We start from the raw sequence: 20,942 nt of genomic DNA on the forward strand, positions 1-20,942 counted from the left end.
CCGTCTGATGGCCGGCAAAACGCTCTACGACAAGCTCTGGGATTCGCATTTGGTCAAGCAGCGCGACGATGGCTCTGCGCTGATCTACATCGACCGTCACATCATCCACGAAGTGACTTCGCCGCAAGCCTTTGAAGGCCTGCGTCTGGCCGGGCGCAAGCCATGGCGCATCGATGCCAACATCGCGACCCCGGACCACAACGTACCGACCACCCCGGAGCGCAAGGGTGGCATCGACGCCATCGTTGACCAGGTCTCGCGCCTGCAAGTCCAGACCCTCGATGACAACTGCGATGAATACGGCATTGTCGAATTCAAGATGAACGACGTTCGCCAGGGCATCGTCCACGTCATCGGCCCGGAGCAGGGCGCCACCTTGCCGGGCATGACCGTGGTCTGCGGCGACTCCCACACCTCGACCCACGGCGCATTCGGCGCATTGGCGCACGGTATCGGCACTTCCGAGGTCGAGCATGTGCTCGCCACCCAGTGCCTGGTCGCCAAGAAAATGAAGAACATGCTGGTGCGCGTCGAAGGCCAATTGCCGTTCGGCGTGACCGCCAAGGACATCGTGCTCGCCGTGATCGGCAAGATCGGCACCGCCGGCGGTAACGGCCACGCCATCGAATTCGCCGGCAGCGCGATTCGCGACCTGTCCGTGGAAGGCCGCATGACCATCTGCAACATGGCCATCGAAGCCGGCGCTCGCGTGGGCCTGGTGGCTGCAGACGAAAAGACTGTGGAATACGTCAAGGGTCGTCCGTTCGCTCCGAAAGGCGCGGAGTGGGACCTGGCCGTCGAAGCCTGGAAAGACCTGGTGTCCGACGCCGACGCCAGATTCGACACCGTGGTCGAGCTCGACGCAACGCAAATCAAGCCGCAGGTCAGTTGGGGCACCTCGCCGGAAATGGTATTGGCGGTCGACCAGAACGTGCCGGATCCTGCGAAGGAAATGGACCTGGTCAAGCGTGATTCCATCGTCCGTGCCTTGAAGTACATGGGTTTGACCGCCAATCAGGCGATCACCGACATCCAGCTCGACCGCGTGTTCATCGGTTCCTGCACCAACTCGCGGATCGAAGACCTGCGCGCCGCAGCGGTGATCGCCAAGGGCCGCAAAGTGGCCTCGACCATCAAGCAGGCCATCGTCGTTCCAGGTTCGGGCCTGGTGAAGGCTCAGGCTGAATCGGAAGGCCTGGACAAGATTTTCCTCGAAGCCGGTTTCGAATGGCGTGAGCCGGGTTGCTCGATGTGCCTGGCGATGAACCCGGACCGTTTGGAAAGTGGCGAGCATTGCGCCTCGACCTCCAACCGTAACTTCGAAGGCCGTCAGGGCGCCGGTGGCCGTACCCACCTCGTCAGCCCGGCCATGGCCGCGGCCGCTGCCGTAAACGGTCGTTTCGTCGACGTCCGTGAATTGATTTAAGGAGCGCAGCATGAAAGCTTTTACCCAGCACACTGGACTTGTCGCGCCTTTGGATCGTGCCAACGTCGACACCGACCAGATCATTCCGAAGCAGTTCTTGAAGTCGATCAAACGCACCGGTTTTGGCCCGAACCTGTTCGATGAATGGCGCTACCTGGATGTGGGGCAGCCGTACCAGGACAACTCCAAGCGTCCGCTGAACAAGGACTTCGTCCTCAATGCCGAGCGTTACAAGGGCGCCAGCGTGTTGCTGGCCCGTGAGAACTTCGGTTGCGGCTCCAGTCGTGAACACGCGCCGTGGGCGCTGGAAGAGTACGGTTTCCGCAGCATCATCGCGCCGAGCTATGCCGACATCTTCTTCAACAACAGCTTCAAGAATGGCTTGCTGCCGATCATCCTGAGCGATGCGGAAGTCGACGAACTGTTCCAGCAGGTCGAGGCCAATCCGGGTTATCAGTTGCAGGTCGATCTGCAAGCCCAGACCGTGACCCGCCCTGACGGCAAGGTGTTGAGCTTTGAAATCGACGCGTTCCGCAAGCATTGCCTGCTCAACGGCCTGGACGATATCGGCCTGACCTTGCAGGACGGTGATGCGATTGCAGCGTTTGAGGCCAAGCACCGTGCGAGCCAGCCCTGGTTGTTTCGCGACGCGTGATTTTGCGTAAGGCGTAATGACGCCATCGCGAGCAAGCTCGCTCCCACATTGGATTTGCGGCGTTCACAAAACCTGTGGGAGCGAGCTTGCTCGCGATGAGGCCAGAACAGACACCCCAAGACTCACCCCAAAAAGGAAGTCCCCATGACCAGCACCGCCCAGCACAGCCAGGTAGTCCAAAAGCAATTCGGTGAACAGGCAGCCGCCTACCTGAGCAGCGCCGTCCACGCTCAAGGCACCGAATTCGCGCTGCTACAGGCTGAACTGGCGGGGCAGGGCGATGCCCGGGTCCTGGACCTGGGTTGCGGCGCCGGTCACGTGAGTTTCCACGTAGCGCCGCTGGTCAGGGAGGTCGTGGCCTACGACCTGTCGCAACAGATGCTCGATGTGGTGACGGCTGCCGCTGCTGACCGGGGTTTGGGCAATGTGTCCACGGTCAACGGTGCCGCCGAGCGCCTGCCGTTCGCCGATGGCGAATTCGATTTCGTCTTCAGCCGCTATTCGGCGCACCATTGGAGCGATCTGGGCGTGGCTCTGCGGGAAGTGCGCCGGGTGTTGAAGCCCGGTGGCGTGGCGGCATTTGTCGACGTGTTGTCACCGGGCAGTCCGTTGTTCGACACTTACCTGCAAAGCGTCGAAGTGCTGCGTGACACCAGCCATGTGCGCGATTATTCCGCCGGTGAGTGGCTGCGCCAGGTCAGTGAGGCGGGGTTGCACACCCGCAGTACCACCCGTCAGCGCTTGCGCCTGGAGTACAACAGCTGGGTCGAGCGCATGCGCACCCCTGAAGTGATGCGCGCGGCGATCCGCCAGTTGCAGCAGTCGATAGGTCATGAAGTACGCGAATATTTTGAGATTGAGGCCGATGGTTCGTTCAGTACCGATGTGCTGGTACTGTTTGTAGAAAGATAGGTAGCGATCGATAGAGTTTTTCCGGGAGCGCCCCGTGGGTGCACCGACTGATGACATGAGGAAAGCATGAGCAAGCAGATTCTGATTCTCCCAGGTGACGGTATTGGTCCGGAAATCATGGCCGAAGCGGTCAAGGTGCTGGAACTGGCCAGTGACAAGTTCTCTCTGGGCTTCGAGCTGAGCCACGACGTGATCGGTGGCGCGGCCATCGACAAACACGGCGTGCCTTTGGCCGATGAAACCCTGGAGCGTGCCCGCGCGGCCGATGCCGTATTGCTGGGTGCGGTCGGCGGCCCGAAATGGGACACCATCGAGCGTGACATCCGCCCTGAGCGCGGCCTGTTGAAAATCCGCGCACAACTGGGCCTGTTCGGCAACCTGCGTCCGGCGATCCTGTACCCGCAACTGGCCGAGGCTTCCAGCCTGAAGCCGGAAATCGTCTCCGGGCTGGACATCCTGATCGTTCGCGAACTGACCGGCGGCATCTACTTCGGTGCACCGCGTGGTACCCGTACCCTGGAAAACGGCGAGCGTCAGTCCTACGACACCCTGCCGTACAGCGAAAGCGAAATCCGCCGCATCGCCCGTGTCGGCTTCGACATGGCCATGGTGCGCGGCAAGAAGCTGTGCTCGGTGGACAAGGCCAACGTACTGGCGTCCAGCCAGTTGTGGCGTGAAGTGGTTGAGCAGGTGGCCAAGGATTATCCTGAAGTCGAACTGAGCCACATGTACGTCGACAACGCCGCCATGCAACTGGTGCGTGCACCGAAGCAGTTCGACGTGATCGTTACCGACAACATGTTCGGCGACATCCTGTCCGACCAGGCCTCGATGCTCACCGGTTCCATCGGCATGCTGCCGTCGGCGTCCCTGGACACCAACAACAAGGGCATGTACGAGCCGTGCCACGGTTCGGCGCCGGACATTGCGGGCAAGGGCATTGCCAACCCGCTGGCGACCATTTTGTCGGTGTCGATGATGCTGCGTTACAGCTTCAATCAGCAGGCTGCCGCCGACGCCATCGAGAAAGCCGTGAGCCTGGTGCTCGATCAGGGCTTGCGCACGGGTGACATCTGGTCGGCCGGTTGCACTAAAGTCGGTACGCAGGAAATGGGTGACGCAGTAGTCGCCGCGCTGCGGAATCTGTAATCTCTCGGGCCCGCTGCCAAATTCAAGACAAGGCAGCGGCCCACATTTCAAGAAGGTGTAGTTGCGATGAAACGTGTAGGTCTGATCGGTTGGCGCGGTATGGTCGGTTCCGTGCTCATGCAGCGGATGCTGGAAGAGCAGGATTTCGATCTTATCGAGCCGGTGTTTTTCACCACTTCCAATGTCGGTGGCCAAGGCCCGTCCGTGGGCAAGGACATTGCTCCGCTCAAGGACGCTTACAGCATTGAAGAGCTGAAAACCCTCGACGTGATTCTGACCTGCCAGGGTGGCGACTACACCAGCGAAGTCTTCCCCAAGCTGCGCGAAGCCGGCTGGCAGGGTTACTGGATCGACGCCGCCTCCAGCCTGCGCATGCAGGATGACGCGGTGATCGTGCTGGACCCGGTGAACCGCAAGGTCATCGACCAGCAGCTCGATGCTGGCACCAAGAACTACATCGGCGGCAACTGCACCGTCAGCCTGATGCTGATGGGTCTCGGTGGCCTGTTCGAAGCCGGTTTGGTCGAGTGGATGAGCGCCATGACCTATCAGGCGGCCTCCGGTGCCGGCGCGCAGAACATGCGTGAACTGATCAAGCAGATGGGCGCGACCCACGCCGCTGTCGCCGATCAACTGGCCGATCCGGCCAGCGCGATCCTCGACATCGACCGTCGCGTGGCCGAAGCCATGCGCAGCGACGCGTACCCGACCGAAAACTTCGGCGTACCGCTGGCCGGCAGCCTGATCCCGTGGATCGACAAGGAACTGCCGAACGGTCAAAGCCGTGAAGAGTGGAAGGCCCAGGCCGAGACCAACAAGATCCTCGGTCGCTTCAAGAGCCCGATCCCGGTCGATGGCATCTGCGTGCGCATCGGCGCCATGCGCTGCCACAGCCAGGCGCTGACCATCAAACTGAACAAAGACGTGCCGATCGCCGATATCGAGGGGTTGATCAGCCAGCACAACCCTTGGGTCAAGCTGGTGCCGAACAGCCGTGAGACCAGCATTCAGGAGCTGAGCCCGAACAAGGTCACCGGCACCCTGAACATCCCGGTTGGTCGTCTGCGCAAGCTGAACATGGGTTCGCAGTTCGTCGGCGCGTTCACCGTCGGCGACCAGTTGCTGTGGGGTGCGGCCGAACCGCTGCGTCGCATGCTGCGGATCCTGCTCGAGCGTTGATCGACTGATGCAATGAAAGAACCCGCGCCTTGAAAGAGGTGCGGGTTTTTTTATCCCTGACTGTCTGACGTTTATGGGTGGCCCGTACCGGCCTCTTCGCGGGCAAGCCCGCTCCCACAGGGTTTAGCGCGATCCTTGTGGGAGCGAGCCTGCTCGCGAAGGGGCCATCACAGGCACCACAAGGCCCGGCAGAATTGCCTGCATGCCAGTCACCCGGTAAAGTGCCGCTCCCCCCGTTTCGCCAGAGGTAGAACCATGAGCCAGACCATTGATATTGCCGTGATCGGCGCCACCGGTACTGTCGGCGAAACACTGGTGCAGATTCTCGAGGAGCGCGATTTCCCGATCGGCACCCTTCACCTGTTGGCCAGCAGCGAGTCGGCCGGCAGTTCCGTACCCTTTCGCGGCAAGAACGTGCGGGTGCGGGAAGTCGATGAGTTCGACTTCAGCAAGGTGCAGTTGGCATTTTTTGCCGCCGGCCCGGCGGTTTCCTTGAGTTTTGCTTCCCGTGCGAACGATGCCGGTTGCTCGGTGATCGATCTGTCCGGTGCCTTGTCGGCGGATAAGGCGCCGCAGGTCGTGCCTGAGGCCAACGCTCAGGTGCTGGCGGGCTTGAAAAAGCCATTTCTGGTCAGCAGTCCAAGTCCTTCGGCTACCACGCTGGCGGTGGTGCTCGCGCCGCTGATGGATGTACTCGATTTGCAGCGCGTCAGCCTGACCGCCAGCCTGGCGGTATCGGCCCAGGGCCGTGAAGCCGTGAGTGAGCTCGCCCGGCAAACCGCCGAACTGCTGAATGTGCGGCCGCTCGAGCCGAAATTCTTTGACCGGCAAATGGCCTTCAACCTGTTGGCTCAGGTCGGCAAGCCGGATGAACAAGGTCATACGCTGCTGGAAAAACGCCTGGTGCGTGAGCTGCGTCAGGTCATGGCGCTGCCTTCATTGAAGATTTCCGTCACTTGCATTCAAGCCCCGGTGTTTTTTGGCGATAGCTATAGCGTGACCCTGCAGTGCGCAAACGACATTGATTTGGCCAAAGTCAATGCTGCGTTGGAAGACGCGCCCGGTATCGAGCTGGTCGAGGCGGGCGATTACCCGACGCCGGTAGGTGACGCGGTAGGCCAGGATGTGGTCTACGTGGGGCGGGTTCGCCAGGGTATCGACGACCTGTCGGAACTTAATTTGTGGCTGACGTCAGATAACGTACGCAAAGGCGCCGCGCTCAACGCAGTGCAGCTGGCTGAGTTGTTGATTAAAGACCTGCTGTAAAAGATACTTTGCAACAATTTGTCGATTGATTCCGCACGAGCCTATGCTTGCCGGAGTGCTGAAGGCGAGCCACTCTGCGGGGCTTGGCGGGGCATCAATCAAATGATCGCGCGCGACGACCTTCGTCGTTGCACGCAATGCCTTGCGGCTGCGGCTATCAATATCTTCTCGCTGGCCGAGGAATGTTCAAACTAAGGATGAGCTAATGGTTCAAGTTCGCAAACTGGTGTTAGCAATAGCGGCCGCCTCGGCGCTGTCCTCCGGTATGGCGCATGCCCTCGGGCTCGGGGAACTGACCCTGAAATCAACGCTCAACCAGCCGCTGGTGGCGGAAATCGAGCTGCTCGATGTCAAGGACCTCACCGCTGCCGAATTGGTGCCGAGCCTGGCTTCGCCGGAAGATTTCGCCAAGGCCGGTGTTGACCGCCAGGCGTTTCTGAATGACTTGACCTTCACCCCGGTGCTTAACGCCAGCGGCAAAAGCATCCTGCGCGTGACCTCCAGCAAGCCTCTCTCCGAGCCGATGGTGAAGTTCCTGGTTCAGGTGATGTGGCCGAATGGCCGTTTGCTGCGCGACTACAGTGTGCTGCTCGATCCATCGAAATTCTCGCCGCAAGCCGCCGAGGCGGCTGCGCAGCCCGCACCGACTTCAACCGTCGCTGCGCCGGTCACCGGTGCGACCAAACCGTCGCAATACACCACCACGCCGCGCGATACCCTGTGGGAAATCGCCGCGAAGGCGCGTAATGGCGGTTCGATCCAGCAAACCATGCTGGCCATTCAGGCGCTGAACCCGGACGCCTTCATTGACGGCAACATCAACCGCCTGAAAACCGGCCAGGTGCTGCGTATGCCGGATCAGGCGCAGAGTACGAACCTGCCGCAACCCAAGGCCATCGCCGAAGTGGCCGCGCAGAACAAGGCCTGGCGTCAGGGTCGCCGTTATGTCGCCAAGCCCGGGGCAGGGCAGCAGCAACTGGACGCCACCAATCGCGCTCGCACCGATGTTGCTCCGACTCAAGCGGCCGGCGACAAACTGAGCCTGGTGTCTGCCGAGTCCGGCAAGAATCGTGGCAAAGGACCTGCCGGCGATGCTGCGGCCCTTAGCAACAAGCTGGCGGTGACTCAGGAGAGCCTCGACAGCAGTCGTCGTGATAACGCCGAACTGAAAAGCCGCATGGCCGACCTGCAAAGCCAGGTGGACAAGCTGCAGCGCCTGATTGAGTTGAAGAATAATCAACTGGCCAAGTTGCAGGCCGAGGGCGCGACTGGCGCACCAGGCACCGCAACGGCTCCGGCAATGTCGGCCGAGCTGGCGCCCAATCCGACTGCACCTGCTCCGGCAGACACTGCACCGGTTGCACCTGCGCCAGTGGTCACGGCACCCGAGGCAGCTCCGACGCCGGCCGCATCCGACGATCAGAAATTCAATGAGTTGCTGAGCAATCCGGTGCTGCTGGGCCTGGTGGGTGGCGGTGCTGTCGTTCTGCTGCTCTTGCTGCTGTTGCTGGCGCGCCGTCGCAAAGCCCAGCAAGCAGCCGAGAAGCATCAGCGCATGGCGCGTGCCCTGGCCGAAGAGCAGCCGTTCTCGGCCGATCTCGACCTGCCGGAAAGCAGCTTCGAAGGCCTGGAAGTTCCGTCGCCAAGCGTGAAGCTGGCGACTGCACCGACGCCAGCTCCCGCGCCTGCGCCGGTCATTGCCCCGGTTGTGATGACCACGCCGATCGCCGCGCCATTGGTGTCGCCGGCTGCCGAGCGTTCCGACGATGTACTGGGCCAGGCTCAGTCGCACATCAGTGCCGGTCGCCTGAACCAGGCTGCCGCGTTACTGGAGGACGGCGTCAAGCGAGAGCCTCAGCGCAGCGATTTGCGCTTGAAGCTGATGGAAGTCTATGGCCAGCAAGGCGACCGCGATGCGTTCGTCAGCCAGGAGCGCAAGCTGGTGGCCAATGGCGACAACTTCGCCCAGGTTGAAAAGCTCAAAAGCCGCTTCCCGGCCATGGCGCTGGTGGCTGCCGGTGGCATCGCCGCAGCCGCCGTTGCTGCCGAGCTGGACGCGCAGTACGTCAAGGACCTGTTGCTCGATGAGCCGCAAGCACCCGCGCCGGAACCGACGCCGTTCGAGGATGACCTCGACAGCGCCTTCGACCTGAGCCTGGATGATCTGGACACGATCCAGCCAGTGGCGCCTGCACCGGCACCTGTACCGGAGCCTGAAGTGGCGGCTTTGGCGGATCTGGACGAATTCCCGCTGGATGACGATCTGAGTTTTGAGTCGGTGTTGCAGCAACAGACCGAAATCAAGGAAAACCTCGACGATCTGTCGGACTTCGACCTTGACCTGGATCTCGGTGCGCAACCGTCGCCGGCGATGCTGGCTGAAGATGACTTCCTGCTGGATCTGGATGAAGGCGTGAAGGATTTTCCAGCCGCCGAAACCCCGGCTGTTCCTGAAGTTGCGCTGGATGATCTGGACTTGCCTGCCGACTTCGACCTGTCGCTGGCCGACGAAATGAGCACACCGGATGCGTTCGCCGCAGAGCTGGATGATGTCAATGCCGAGCTGGAAAGTTTGTCCAACAGCATCGGCGAACCGACCTTTACCGAAGCCGATGCCGCACTGGATGGCGATGACGAGTTCGACTTCCTCTCGGGTACCGATGAAGCCGCTACTAAGCTCGATCTGGCCCAGGCCTATATCGACATGGGCGACAGCGACGGTGCCCGCGACATCCTCAAAGAGGTCGTGAGCGAAGGCAGTGACGAGCAGAAAAGCGAAGCCAGGGAGATGCTTTCGCGTCTGGCTTGAGTGATCGGTACGTTGTAAACAAAGCGGCAGCCCGGTGAGGCTGCCGTTTTTGTTTGGGCGATGAATTGATGTCGTCTGCTGTGGCCTCTTCGCGGGCAAGCCCGCTCCCACAGGATCACACTATACCTGTGGGAGCGGGCTTGCTCGCGAAGAGGCCGGAACAGTCAAAGGAGATCTCTCTGGTATCCCCGCCCGGTGGCCTTATAATGCCCGCCTTTGGTACATCATCAGGCTGTCCCTCCTTGGCAAATATAGATAACCCGGCCGCCGAAATGGCAGCCGACGGCTTTTTCCGGATCGCGCTGGGCGTCGAATACAAAGGCTCGCGCTACCGTGGCTGGCAGCGCCAGGCGTCCGGGGTGCTCACCGTGCAGGAAACCCTCGAAAACGCCTTGTCCAAAGTCGCCGACTCGCCCGTTTCGCTGATGTGCGCCGGGCGTACCGACGCCGGGGTGCATGCCTGCGGACAGGTGGTGCATTTCGACACCCAGGTCGAGCGTTCGATGAAGGCCTGGACCATGGGCGCCAACATCAACTTGCCCCACGACGTCAGTGTCAGTTGGGCCAAGGTCATGCCGGCGCATTTCCATGCGCGGTTCAAGGCCATTGCCCGGCGTTATCGCTACGTGATCTACAACGATCAGATCCGCCCCGCGCACCTGAACGAAGAAGTGACCTGGAACCACCGGCCGCTGGACGTCGAGCGCATGGCCGAGGCGGCTCAATACCTGCTCGGCACCCATGATTTCAGCGCTTTTCGCGCCGGCCAGTGCCAGGCCAAGTCGCCGATCAAGGAACTGCATCACCTGCGCGTCACCCGTCACGGCAAGATGATCGTGCTGGACATTCGCGCCAGCGCCTTCCTGCACCACATGGTGCGCAACATCGCCGGTGTGCTGATGACCATTGGTGCCGGTGAGCGTCCGGTGGAGTGGATGAAAGAGGTGCTGGAGAGCCGGATTCGGCGGTCCGGGGGCGTGACGGCGCATCCATTCGGCTTGTACCTGGTGCAGGTCGAGTACCGTGACGAGTTCCAATTGCCAGAACGTTACATCGGTCCACACTTCCTGACCGGCTTCTCCGAACTTGGCGGCTGACGCCCTCGAATGCTTTTGTTACCATCCGGGACTTTCCCGGATTTGTCTTGGAGTTGTGTCGACATGTCAGCCGTTCGCAGCAAGATCTGTGGGATTACCCGCATAGAGGATGCGTTGGCAGCCGTCGAGGCCGGGGCGGATGCCATCGGCTTCGTGTTCTATGCCAAAAGCCCCCGTGCGGTGACGTTCCAGCAGGCGCGCTCGATCATCCAGGCGCTGCCGCCGTTCGTGACCACCGTGGGCCTGTTCGTCAATGCGAGCCGTTGCGAACTGGGTGAGCTCCTCGACGCAGTGCCCCTGGACCTGCTGCAATTTCACGGCGATGAAAGCGCGGCGGATTGCGAAGGCTGGCACCGTCCGTACATCAAGGCGTTGCGGGTCAAGGCGGGGGATGACATCGCCGCGGCCTGTGATGCGTATGCCAGTGCCAGCGGTATCCTGCTCGATACCTATGTCGAAGGCGTTCCCGGAGGAACCGGTGAGGCGTTTGACTGGTCACTGATACCGCAAGGCTTGAGCAAACCGATCATTCTGGCCGGCGGCCTGACGCCGGATAACGTCGCCGAAGCGATTGCCCGCGTCCGGCCTTATGCCGTGGATGTCAGCGGCGGGGTAGAGGCGAGCAGGGGCATCAAGGATCACGCAAAGGTCCAGGCATTTATCAAGGCGGTACGCGGTAGCACCTGTTGATGTGACGGCTGGCAGACTGCCGCCGTCCACTGCACTGTACAAAACGGCTGAGGGTCATGGGGTGGTACGCAGGTCACGTTTCGCTGATCCGGCCATTCACTGATCATCGCCGCACACATGAATTTAGCGCTAGGGCATACACGGGGCTGCGAACCAGAGCGTTCGGGCCGCCGGTACTGGAGAAAGAAAGCATGAGCAACTGGTTAGTAGACAAACTGATCCCTTCGATCATGCGTTCCGAGGTCAAGAAGAGCTCGGTGCCTGAAGGTCTTTGGCACAAATGCCCGTCTTGCGAGGCTGTGCTGTATCGTCCTGAGTTGGAAAAGACCCTGGACGTTTGCCCCAAGTGCAACCATCACATGCGTATCGGCGCTCGCGCCCGTATCGACATCTTCCTCGACGTTGAAGGCCGTACCGAGCTGGGTGCAGACCTGGAGCCGGTTGACCGTCTGAAGTTCCGCGATGGCAAGAAGTACAAGGACCGCCTGACCGCTGCACAAAAGCAGACCGGCGAAAAAGACGCGCTGGTTTCGATGAGCGGCACGTTGCTGGGCATGCCGATCGTGGTTTCCGCGTTCGAATTTTCCTTCATGGGCGGTTCGATGGGCGCCATTGTCGGTGAGCGTTTCGTTCGCGCCGCCAACTACGCCCTGGAAAAACGTTGCCCGATGGTCTGTTTCTCGGCTTCCGGCGGTGCGCGGATGCAGGAAGCGCTGATTTCCCTGATGCAGATGGCCAAGACCTCTGCGGTGCTGGCGCGTCTGCGTGAAGAAGGCATCCCGTTCATCTCCGTGCTGACCGATCCGGTCTACGGCGGCGTTTCCGCCAGCCTGGCGATGCTGGGCGACGTGATTGTCGGCGAGCCGAAGGCGCTGATCGGTTTTGCCGGTCCGCGTGTGATCGAGCAGACCGTGCGTGAAAAACTGCCGGAAGGCTTCCAGCGCAGCGAGTTCCTGCTGGAGCACGGTGCCATCGACATGATCATCGACCGTCAGGAGCTGCGTCCGCGCCTGGGTAACCTGCTGGCGCAAATGATGGGCCTGCCGACGCCGAAGTTCGTGGCTGCACCCATCGTTCCAATCGTGGTTCCACCGGTACCTGCCAGCCTATGACCCAACGTACCCTTGGCGAATGGCTCGCCTACCTCGAACAGTTGCACCCTTCGGCCATCGACATGGGGCTGGAGCGATCGCAGCAGGTAGCGTCCCGCATGGGACTGGGCAAGCCGGCGCCACGGGTGATTACGGTCACCGGGACCAACGGCAAGGGTTCCACCTGCGCGTTCGTGGCGTCCTTGCTGCGGGCCCAGGGCTTGAAAGTGGGGGTTTACAACTCCCCGCACCTGCTGCGCTACAACGAGCGGGTAACGGTCAACGGCGTCGAAGCCACTGACGCCGAGCTGTGCGCGGCCTTTGCTGCGGTAGAGGCCGGGCGTGGCGACACTTCGCTGACCTACTTCGAAATGGGCACCCTGGCGGCGTTCTGGCTGTTCCAGCATTCCGGGCTTGATGCGGTGGTGCTGGAAGTCGGTCTGGGCGGTCGTCTGGACACGGTCAACGTGGTGGATGCCGACATGGCGCTGGTCACCAGTATTGGCGTCGATCATGCCGATTACCTGGGTGACACCCGAGAGTCCGTGGCCTTCGAGAAGGCCGGTATATTCCGCCAGGGTGCGCCTGCGCTCTGCGGCGATCTGAATCCTCCACAACCCCTGCTGGACAAGGCGCGCGAGCTCAATTGCCCGTTTTTCCTGCGTGGGCGCGACTTTGATCTCGGCGTGACTGATCACAACTGGCAATGGCGCGGTGTCGATGCGCAAGGGCGTGCGGTTGAGCTGCGCGACCTGCCGTTGCTCGATCTGCCGATGGAAAACGCCGCGCTGGCGTTGCAGGCTTACCTGCTGCTTGGCTTGCCTTGGGTGGATGCGCAGATTATCGAAGCGCTGCGGGCTACGAAGGTGGTCGGTCGTCTGGATCGCCGCGCGTTCGAGTGGCAGGGCAAGCGTTTGAATTTATTGCTGGATGTGGGGCATAACCCGCATGCGGCGGAGTATCTGGGCCGTCGTCTGGCCAGCCGTCCACCGGTCGGCAAGCGTCTGGCGGTGTTCGGGCTGCTGGCGGACAAGGATCTGGGTGGTGTTGTCGGCGAATTGAATGCTAGTGTCCAGCACTGGGCTGTCGCACCGCTGGATTCGCCTCGGGCGCGTCCGGTTGCGGATTTGCACGATGCATTGCAAGGTCTTGGTGCCTCGGTCACGTCGTACGACAGTGTAGCGGCCGCCCTGGAAGGGCAGTGCGCGCAGGCCACGAGCGACGACGAAATCCTGTTGTTCGGATCATTTTATTGTGTCGCCGAGGCCCTTGAATGGCTGGCCCGGCGCTCCACGGAGGAAGCGGCAAATGGCATTGCTGGATAAGGCATACAAACAGCGCATGGTTGGCGCCCTGGTGTTGGTCGCGCTGGCGGTTATTTTTCTGCCGATGCTGTTTTCCCGCCAGGACGAACAGCGCCAGGTGACGGTCGAAGCGCCGGCGGCTCCGCAGGCGCCTGCATTGCCCCAGGTGCAGGTCGAGCCCGTGGTGGTGCCTGAGCCGCAAGCCTTGCCCCAGGAACCCGTGCCGAGCGATGACGAAATCGCCCAGCAGGAATCGGTTGTGCCCGCTGTGCCGGTGGCTCCGGCACCTGCTGCCAAACCGGTTACGCCGCCTCCTGCGCCTGCGCCAGTCCCGGCGCTGGCCGCCAAGCCTGCGACCGCGCCTGCCCAACCCATCGCGGCAGCACCCGGCAAGCCGGACACCACGCAAAGCCGTGTCGATGCCAATGGTTTGTCGGTCAGCTGGTCGGTGCAACTGGCCAGCCTGGCGAACCGTGAAAGCGCGGAAAAGCTTCAGAAAACCCTGCGCAGCCAGGGTTACAATGCCTACATCCGGACCGCCGACGGCAAAAACCGGGTGTTTGTCGGGCCGCTGATCGAGCGCGCAGAAGCCGACCGGCTGCGGGATTTGCTGAACCGCCAGCAGAACCTGAAGGGGTTTGTCGTGCGCTTTCAGCCGGAACGTGGCTAAAACTATCGCCCCGATATGAAATGCACTGACAATCGCAGCTTACCGATAAGCATGGGCTCTGCTAAAATGCGCCGCCTTATCCGTCTGTAGGCTGCACTGTGCCATTTACCTGGGTTGACTGGGCGATCGTAGCAATCGTCGCCATCTCCGCATTGATCAGTCTGAGCCGCGGCTTTGTCAAAGAAGCACTGTCGCTGCTGACCTGGATCATCGCAGGAGTCGTTGCCTGGATGTTCGGTGGCTCACTGTCCGAGTACCTCGGCGGGTACATTCAAACGCCATCGGCTCGTATAATCACGGGCTGTGCCATCATGTTTGTCGCCACTTTAATCGTAGGCGCAATGATCAATTATCTTATCGGCGAACTGGTTCGCGTCACCGGGCTCTCCGGGACCGACCGATTCCTCGGCATGGCCTTCGGCGCCGCGCGTGGCGGGTTGCTGGTGGTCATCGCCGTCGGGCTGTTGAGCCTGGGGCCGGTACAGCAGGACGGGTGGTGGAAAGAGTCACAGCTCGTGCCAAGATTTCTATTGGTCGCCGACTGGTCCAAAAACCTGATTCTCGGGTGGAGCAGTCAGTGGCTTGCCAGCGGAATCAGCGTACCCGCTGATATTCCGTTCAAGGAGCAACTCTTGCCGACGGCCAAAACGCCTCAGTAAGTGTTGTTCAGTTCAGATCCATTAAGTAGGGGTTGCGTCGCATGTGTGGCATCGTCGGTATCGTCGGTAAGTCGAACGTCAATCAGGCGCTGTATGACGCGCTAACCGTCCTCCAGCACCGCGGCCAGGACGCTGCCGGTATCGTGACCAGCCATGATGGCCGGTTGTTCCTGCGCAAGGATAACGGCCTGGTGCGTGACGTGTTCCAGCAGCGTCACATGCAGCGCCTGGTCGGTCACATGGGCATTGGCCATGTGCGTTATCCGACCGCGGGCAGCTCGACGTCGGCTGAAGCTCAACCGTTTTACGTCAACTCGCCTTACGGCATCACCCTGGCGCATAACGGTAACCTGACCAACGTTGAACAACTGGCCAAGGAGATTTACGAATCTGACCTGCGCCACGTCAACACCAGCTCCGATTCGGAAGTGCTGCTCAACGTGTTCGCGCACGAGCTGGCCCAGCGCGGCAAGTTGCAGCCGACCGAAGAAGACGTGTTTGCCGCCGTCACCGACGTGCACAACCGTTGCGTTGGTGGTTATGCCGTCGTAGCCATGATCACCGGCTACGGCATCGTCGGCTTTCGCGACCCGCACGGCATCCGCCCGATCGTTTTCGGCCAGCGTCACACCGACGAAGGCGTCGAGTACATGATTGCCTCGGAAAGCGTTTCCCTGGACGTGCTGGGCTTCACCCTGATTCGCGACCTGGCGCCAGGCGAAGCGGTCTACATCACTGAAGAGGGCAAGCTGTACACCCGTCAGTGCGCGACCAACCCGTCCCTGACCCCGTGCATCTTCGAACACGTCTACCTGGCGCGTCCGGATTCGATCATCGACGGCGTGTCGGTCTACAAGGCCCGTCTGCGCATGGGTGAGAAACTGGCCGAGAAGATCCTGCGCGAGCGTCCGGATCACGACATCGACGTGGTCATCCCGATTCCAGACACCAGCCGCACCGCCGCGCTGGAGCTGGCGAACCACCTGGGCGTGAAGTTCCGCGAAGGCTTCGTGAAGAACCGCTACATCGGCCGGACCTTCATCATGCCGGGCCAGGCCGCGCGGAAAAAATCCGTACGCCAGAAGCTCAACGCCATCGAACTGGAATTCCGCGGCAAGAACGTGATGCTGGTGGATGACTCCATCGTGCGCGGTACCACTTGCAAGCAGATCATCCAGATGGCCCGCGAAGCCGGCGCCAAGAACGTCTACTTCTGCTCCGCGGCGCCAGCGGTTCGCTACCCGAACGTCTACGGCATCGACATGCCGAGCGCTCACGAGCTGATCGCACACAACCGTTCGACCCAGGACGTGGCTGACCTGATCGGCGCCGACTGGCTGATCTATCAGGACCTGCCTGACTTGATCGAAGCGGTCGGCGGCGGCAAGATCAAGATCGAGAAGTTCGATTGCGCGGTGTTCGATGGCCAGTACGTCACTGGCGACGTCGACGAGGCTTACCTGAACAAGATCGAACAGGCACGCAACGATGCCTCCAAGGTCAAGACGCAGGCAGTCAGCGCGATCATCGATCTGTACAACAACTGAGTTTCTACCGGCCCTGAGGGGCCGGTTTTGTATCCGGCTTTTAATTGACGAGAATAGGGAAAGGAGTGACAGCATGAGTCAGGATTGGGATGCCGGTCGGCTGGACAGCGACCTCGAAGGCGTAGCGTTCGATACCCTGGCCGTACGTGCCGGTCAGCACCGTACGCCGGAAGGCGAGCACGGTGATCCGATGTTCTTCACTTCCAGCTATGTATTCCGCACTGCTGCCGACGCAGCCGCGCGTTTTGCCGGGGAAGTACCGGGCAACGTTTACTCACGCTACACCAACCCGACCGTACGCGCCTTCGAAGAGCGCATCGCCGCTCTGGAAAGCGCCGAGCAAGCCGTGGCCACCGCCACCGGCATGGCTGCGATCATGGCCGTGGTGATGAGCCTGTGCAGCGCCGGCGATCACGTATTGGTGTCGCGCAGCGTGTTCGGCTCGACCATCAGCCTGTTCGAAAAGTACTTCAAGCGTTTCGGTATCGAGGTCGATTACGTGGCGCTGGCGGATCTGTCCGGCTGGGACGCGGCGATCAAGTCCAACACCAAACTGCTGTTTGTCGAATCGCCGTCCAACCCGCTGGCCGAGTTGGTCGACATTGCCGAACTGGCGAAAATCGCTCACGCCAAAGGCGCGATGCTGGTGGTCGACAACTGCTTCTGCACCCCGGCCTTGCAGCAGCCGCTGAAAATGGGCGCGGACATCGTCGTGCACTCGGCCACCAAATTCATCGACGGCCAGGGCCGTTGCATGGGTGGCGTGGTCGCCGGTCGCAGCGAGCAGATGAAAGAAGTGGTTGGCTTTCTGCGTACCGCCGGGCCGACCCTCAGCCCTTTCAACGCCTGGATCTTCCTCAAAGGCCTGGAAACCCTGAACCTGCGGATGAAGGCCCATTGTGCCAACGCCCAGCAACTGGCTGAGTGGCTGGAGCAGCAGGAAGGCATCGAGAAAGTCCATTACGCCGGCCTCAAGAGCCATCCGCAGCACGAGCTGGCGCTGCGCCAGCAGAAGGGTTTCGGTGCTGTGGTCAGTTTTGAGGTCAAGGGTGGAAAAGAGGGCGCCTGGCGCTTTATCGACGCCACGCGCCTGATTTCGATCACCGCCAACCTGGGCGACAGCAAAACCACCATCACCCATCCGAGCACCACGTCCCATGGTCGCCTGGCGCCGCAGGAGCGTGAAGCGGCGGGCATTCGTGACAGCCTGATCCGCATTGCGGTCGGCCTGGAAGACGTGGCGGACCTGCAAGCCGATCTGGCGCGCGGCCTGGCTGCGTTGTGATCGAGTTGTCTGCGCCAAACACCGGCTCCAATGGCCGCGTAGCGCTGGTGACCGGTGCTGCGCGGGGCATAGGCCTGGGGATTTCGGCCTGGCTGATCAGCGAAGGCTGGCAAGTCGTGCTGACGGATCTGGACCGGGAGCGCGGGTCGAAAGTGGCGAAAGTGCTGGGTGACAACGCCTGGTTCATCGCCATGGATGTCGCCAACGAGGGGCAAGTCGCGCTGGGCGTGGCCGAGGTGCTCGGCCAGTTCGGGCGCCTGGATGCGCTGGTCTGCAATGCGGCGGTTGCCGATCCGCACAACATCACCCTGGAAAGCCTCGACCTGGCCCACTGGAATCGGGTGTTGGCGGTGAACCTCAGCGGGCCGATGCTGTTGGCCAAGCACTGTGCGCCGTACCTGCGCGCTCACAGCGGCGCCATCGTCAATCTGGCCTCGACCCGCGCCGCGCAGTCGGAACCCGACACCGAGGCTTATGCGGCGAGCAAGGGCGGCTTGTTGGCCCTGACTCATGCGTTGGCCATCAGCCTTGGCCCGGAGATCCGGGTCAATGCCGTCAGCCCAGGCTGGATCGATGCGCGCGACCCCTCGGTGCGGCGCGCCGAACCCTTGACCGAGGCCGATCATGCCCAGCATCCGGCGGGCAGGGTAGGGACGGTCGAGGATGTGGCGGCGATGGTGGCCTGGCTGCTGTCAAGGAATGCCGGTTTTGTCACCGGCCAGGAATTCGTGGTCGATGGCGGCATGACCAAGAAGATGATTTACAGCGAGTAAGCTGCGGGATTGATCTCGGATGTGCTGCCGCTTTGGCGAGCAAGCCCGCTCCCACAGGGGCATGCATTCCAGATGGTGGGAGCGGGCTTGCTCGCCAAAGCGGTCTTGCCGCATATACATAAATTTGTCTTTTTCAGAAAAACTTCAATCCTGCTATTGACTTAGGTTCGCTACCTGCGTAAATTTCGCGGCCTCGGAGATGCAAACGGGTGATTAGCTCAGCTGGGAGAGCGTCTGCCTTACAAGCAGAATGTCGGCGGTTCGATCCCGTCATCACCCACCACTCCCGAGATACTTGCGAAAGCAAGAGGTAGGCTGAAATGCCTCCACCGACGCGCAGCGGTAGTTCAGTCGGTTAGAATACCGGCCTGTCACGCCGGGGGTCGCGGGTTCGAGTCCCGTCCGCTGCGCCATATTTTCCGAATCAGGCATGCTCTGATTCGAGATTGAAAAGCTACTGAGTTTTCAATCAGACGAGTTACTTGAGCATCTGCTCAAAGCGATACGCAGCGGTAGTTCAGTCGGTTAGAATACCGGCCTGTCACGCCGGGGGTCGCGGGTTCGAGTCCCGTCCGCTGCGCCATATCTGCCCCGAGGCCTACTGAACGCCTTGGAGCTACGAAGAAACCACTGGTTACTTCGAGTCGATAGCAAAGACCCTGGTCGAAAGACCGGGGTTTTTTGTATCTGCGATTTGGCTTTTTCTCCTGCCTCGCGCCCCTCAGGGTTCGCATCTGCCAGCCTGGCGCAGATGCCCGATGACTCTCGAAAATCTCCCTTAATAACCCGCAGCCCTGTTAAACCGGCGCCTGCGTGGCCGAAATGCCTGCCTGTCATTAAATAATTCAAGCATTTACCGGGTGCAATTCGCACAAAGGGCTTGGTTTGCCCGCACAACACTAATTAGAATGAGTCTCATTTAAAATATTTCTTCACCCAGGGTTCCTTCAGATGAGTGATGCCGCGATGCCGCCGGAGCAAGCCTTCCACGACCTGTACCGCGACCATCGGGGCTGGCTCGAAGGCTGGTTGAGACGACGCATGAGCAATGGCAGCGATGCGGCGGACCTGAGCCAGGATACCTTCGTTCGTGTCCTAGCCAGCTCTCAGCGCATCGCCGACTTGCAAGAGCCACGTGCCTACCTGGCGACCGTCGGCAAACGACTGCTGAGCAACTTCTACAAGCGCCGCAGCCTGGAGCAAGCCTATCTCGATGCATTGGCGCTGCTGCCCGAGGACTGTGTGCCGTCCCCGGAGCAACGCTGGATCCTGCTGGAAACCCTGCAGGCCCTGGACGAATTGCTCGATGGATTGCCCGGGCCGGTACGCCGCGCGTTTCTCTTGAGTCAGCTCGAAGGCCTGGGCTACCAGGAGATTGCCGAGCGCCTGCAAGTCTCGGAACGCACGATCAAGCGCTACATGGCTCAAGCCTACGAGCATTGCCTGCTGGTGGACATGTGAACGGTTCGGCACCTTCGGCCCAGGCCCGACAAGTCGTGCGGGCCGCCGCGCAGTGGCTGGCCCTCATGGAATCCGGCTGTGCCAATGAGCGGGACCGGGAGGAGTTGCAGAGCTGGCGCGATAGCCATTCCAGCCATGAACAGGCCTGGCAGAAAGCGCAATGCTTGCGTCAACGTTTTGCCGACCTGCCATCGGGCCTGGCCATGGCCAGCCTGGACCGGCCGCAAGCCAGTCGACGCGCGGTGCTCAAGCGCGCGGTCGGTGCAGTGGCGTTGCTGCCGACCGCCTGGTTGATCAGTCGGCAGTTGCCTCTGGATGCCTGGGGGGCCGACCTGCGCACCGCCACCGGGGAAAGCAAAAAAGTCCGGTTGGCCGATGGCAGTGCTGTGCAACTGAACACGGCCAGTGCCGTCGATATCGATCTGAAGAGCCGGCGCCTGACACTGGTGGAAGGCGAAATGGCGCTGAACGTGCCCGGGACTGCGCCGCTGACGATCCTCACGCGCTTCGGGCAAGTGACCGTCAGTCAGAGTGAAGTGTGTGTGCGTCAGGGGCAGACGGGCTGCAAGGTGTCAGTGCTTCGAGGCACGGTGCAGTTGCAGCCTCTGCACGGGCCGGTCTTTTCGTTGCGCGGCGGCCAGCAAGTCAGCCTTCAAGCGGCGGGTGCCGGCGCTGTGGAGCCATTCGACGTGCTGGCCCCTGGCTGGCGTGACGGCGTGCTGATGGCGCAGAACCAACCCTTGGGGGACTTCCTGCGTGAACTCAGCACCTATCGTCCGGGCGTGTTGCGTTGGGAACCAGAGCTGGAATCACTGCGCATCACCGGCAGTTTTCGCCTGGAAGACACCGATCGCATCCTCGCGCTTCTGGCGGTCAGCCTGCCGCTGGAGGTGCATTCGCGTACGCGTTATTGGGTAACGCTGGTGCCGCGCAAAAATAATGCTTAACGCGTGTCCCCTTTTTTCGCGG

Annotated in this window: 18 protein-coding genes and 3 tRNA genes; all 21 read left to right on the plus strand. The window is 61.3% G+C overall.

Translation table 11 applies throughout. The features are described from left to right. Window positions 1–7: 7 nt before the first annotated feature. Window positions 8–1,426, plus strand: a complete 1,419-nt coding sequence (gene leuC, locus KSS91_RS09645; RefSeq protein WP_007975655.1) for a 3-isopropylmalate dehydratase large subunit — start codon at window positions 8–10, stop codon at window positions 1,424–1,426. A 10-nt stretch (window positions 1,427–1,436) separates the two neighbouring features. After that, the gene (gene leuD, locus KSS91_RS09650) at window positions 1,437–2,081 is read left to right on the plus strand and encodes a 3-isopropylmalate dehydratase small subunit (protein WP_217837743.1); all 645 of its coding nucleotides are present in this window, start codon (window positions 1,437–1,439) and stop codon (window positions 2,079–2,081) included. 144 nt (window positions 2,082–2,225) lie between these two features. Next, window positions 2,226–2,993, plus strand: coding sequence for a class I SAM-dependent methyltransferase (locus KSS91_RS09655; RefSeq protein WP_217837744.1), 768 nt, complete (start codon window positions 2,226–2,228; stop codon window positions 2,991–2,993). A 66-nt stretch (window positions 2,994–3,059) separates the two neighbouring features. Continuing rightward, window positions 3,060–4,142, plus strand: coding sequence for a 3-isopropylmalate dehydrogenase (leuB, locus tag KSS91_RS09660; RefSeq protein ID WP_007975659.1), 1,083 nt, complete (start codon window positions 3,060–3,062; stop codon window positions 4,140–4,142). A gap of 66 nt (window positions 4,143–4,208) precedes the next feature. Continuing rightward, a complete protein-coding gene (gene asd, locus KSS91_RS09665; RefSeq protein WP_007975660.1) occupies window positions 4,209–5,321 on the plus strand; it encodes an aspartate-semialdehyde dehydrogenase in 1,113 nt (370 codons plus the stop codon). 255 nt (window positions 5,322–5,576) lie between these two features. After that, entirely contained in the window at window positions 5,577–6,587 is a 1,011-nt protein-coding gene (locus tag KSS91_RS09670) for an aspartate-semialdehyde dehydrogenase (RefSeq protein WP_217837745.1), read from the plus strand. A 205-nt stretch (window positions 6,588–6,792) separates the two neighbouring features. Then, window positions 6,793–9,396: a FimV/HubP family polar landmark protein gene (locus KSS91_RS09675; protein WP_217837746.1), complete on the plus strand. Its 2,604-nt coding sequence runs from the start codon at window positions 6,793–6,795 to the stop codon at window positions 9,394–9,396. Window positions 9,397–9,668: 272 nt separating this feature from the next. Then, window positions 9,669–10,493 (plus strand): tRNA pseudouridine(38-40) synthase TruA, encoded by an 825-nt coding sequence (truA, locus tag KSS91_RS09680; protein WP_041474918.1) that lies wholly within the window; start codon window positions 9,669–9,671, stop codon window positions 10,491–10,493. 63 nt (window positions 10,494–10,556) lie between these two features. After that, on the plus strand, window positions 10,557–11,183 hold the full coding sequence (locus KSS91_RS09685) for a phosphoribosylanthranilate isomerase (RefSeq protein WP_015095888.1): 627 nt from the start codon (window positions 10,557–10,559) through the stop codon (window positions 11,181–11,183). A gap of 191 nt (window positions 11,184–11,374) precedes the next feature. Beyond that, window positions 11,375–12,295 (plus strand): acetyl-CoA carboxylase, carboxyltransferase subunit beta, encoded by a 921-nt coding sequence (accD, locus tag KSS91_RS09690; RefSeq protein ID WP_015095887.1) that lies wholly within the window; start codon window positions 11,375–11,377, stop codon window positions 12,293–12,295. Then, window positions 12,292–13,599, plus strand: a complete 1,308-nt coding sequence (folC, locus tag KSS91_RS09695) for a bifunctional tetrahydrofolate synthase/dihydrofolate synthase (protein ID WP_217837747.1) — start codon at window positions 12,292–12,294, stop codon at window positions 13,597–13,599. Before accD ends, folC begins: the two co-directional genes overlap by 4 nt. Then, the gene (locus tag KSS91_RS09700; protein WP_217837748.1) at window positions 13,583–14,248 is read left to right on the plus strand and encodes an SPOR domain-containing protein; all 666 of its coding nucleotides are present in this window, start codon (window positions 13,583–13,585) and stop codon (window positions 14,246–14,248) included. The genes folC and KSS91_RS09700 overlap by 17 nt, the downstream gene beginning before the upstream one ends. A 98-nt stretch (window positions 14,249–14,346) precedes the next feature. Beyond that, window positions 14,347–14,907, plus strand: a complete 561-nt coding sequence (locus KSS91_RS09705; RefSeq protein WP_015095884.1) for a CvpA family protein — start codon at window positions 14,347–14,349, stop codon at window positions 14,905–14,907. Between the two features lie 41 nt (window positions 14,908–14,948). Then, window positions 14,949–16,454, plus strand: a complete 1,506-nt coding sequence (gene purF / locus KSS91_RS09710; protein WP_093217997.1) for an amidophosphoribosyltransferase — start codon at window positions 14,949–14,951, stop codon at window positions 16,452–16,454. A 73-nt stretch (window positions 16,455–16,527) separates the two neighbouring features. Beyond that, window positions 16,528–17,739 carry an O-succinylhomoserine sulfhydrylase gene (locus KSS91_RS09715; RefSeq protein ID WP_015095883.1) on the plus strand — a complete coding sequence of 404 codons (1,212 nt, stop codon included), beginning with the start codon at window positions 16,528–16,530 and terminating at the stop codon, window positions 17,737–17,739. Further along, complete coding sequence (locus KSS91_RS09720; RefSeq protein WP_104449636.1) at window positions 17,736–18,512, plus strand: SDR family oxidoreductase; 777 nt, start codon at window positions 17,736–17,738, stop codon at window positions 18,510–18,512. Before KSS91_RS09715 ends, KSS91_RS09720 begins: the two co-directional genes overlap by 4 nt. 207 nt (window positions 18,513–18,719) lie before the next feature. After that, a tRNA-Val gene (locus tag KSS91_RS09725) sits at window positions 18,720–18,795 on the plus strand. A 53-nt stretch (window positions 18,796–18,848) separates the two neighbouring features. Continuing rightward, window positions 18,849–18,925: transfer RNA gene (locus KSS91_RS09730), tRNA-Asp, on the plus strand. A gap of 93 nt (window positions 18,926–19,018) precedes the next feature. Beyond that, window positions 19,019–19,095, plus strand: a tRNA-Asp gene (locus KSS91_RS09735). 368 nt (window positions 19,096–19,463) lie between these two features. Next, window positions 19,464–19,973, plus strand: coding sequence for a sigma-70 family RNA polymerase sigma factor (locus KSS91_RS09740; RefSeq protein WP_095965303.1), 510 nt, complete (start codon window positions 19,464–19,466; stop codon window positions 19,971–19,973). Then, window positions 19,970–20,920, plus strand: a complete 951-nt coding sequence (locus KSS91_RS09745; RefSeq protein ID WP_217837749.1) for a FecR domain-containing protein — start codon at window positions 19,970–19,972, stop codon at window positions 20,918–20,920. Before KSS91_RS09740 ends, KSS91_RS09745 begins: the two co-directional genes overlap by 4 nt. Window positions 20,921–20,942: the final 22 nt, after the last annotated feature.

The sequence above is a fragment of the Pseudomonas azerbaijanorientalis genome (assembly GCF_019139795.1).
Lineage (GTDB): Bacteria > Pseudomonadota > Gammaproteobacteria > Pseudomonadales > Pseudomonadaceae > Aquipseudomonas > Aquipseudomonas laurylsulfatiphila.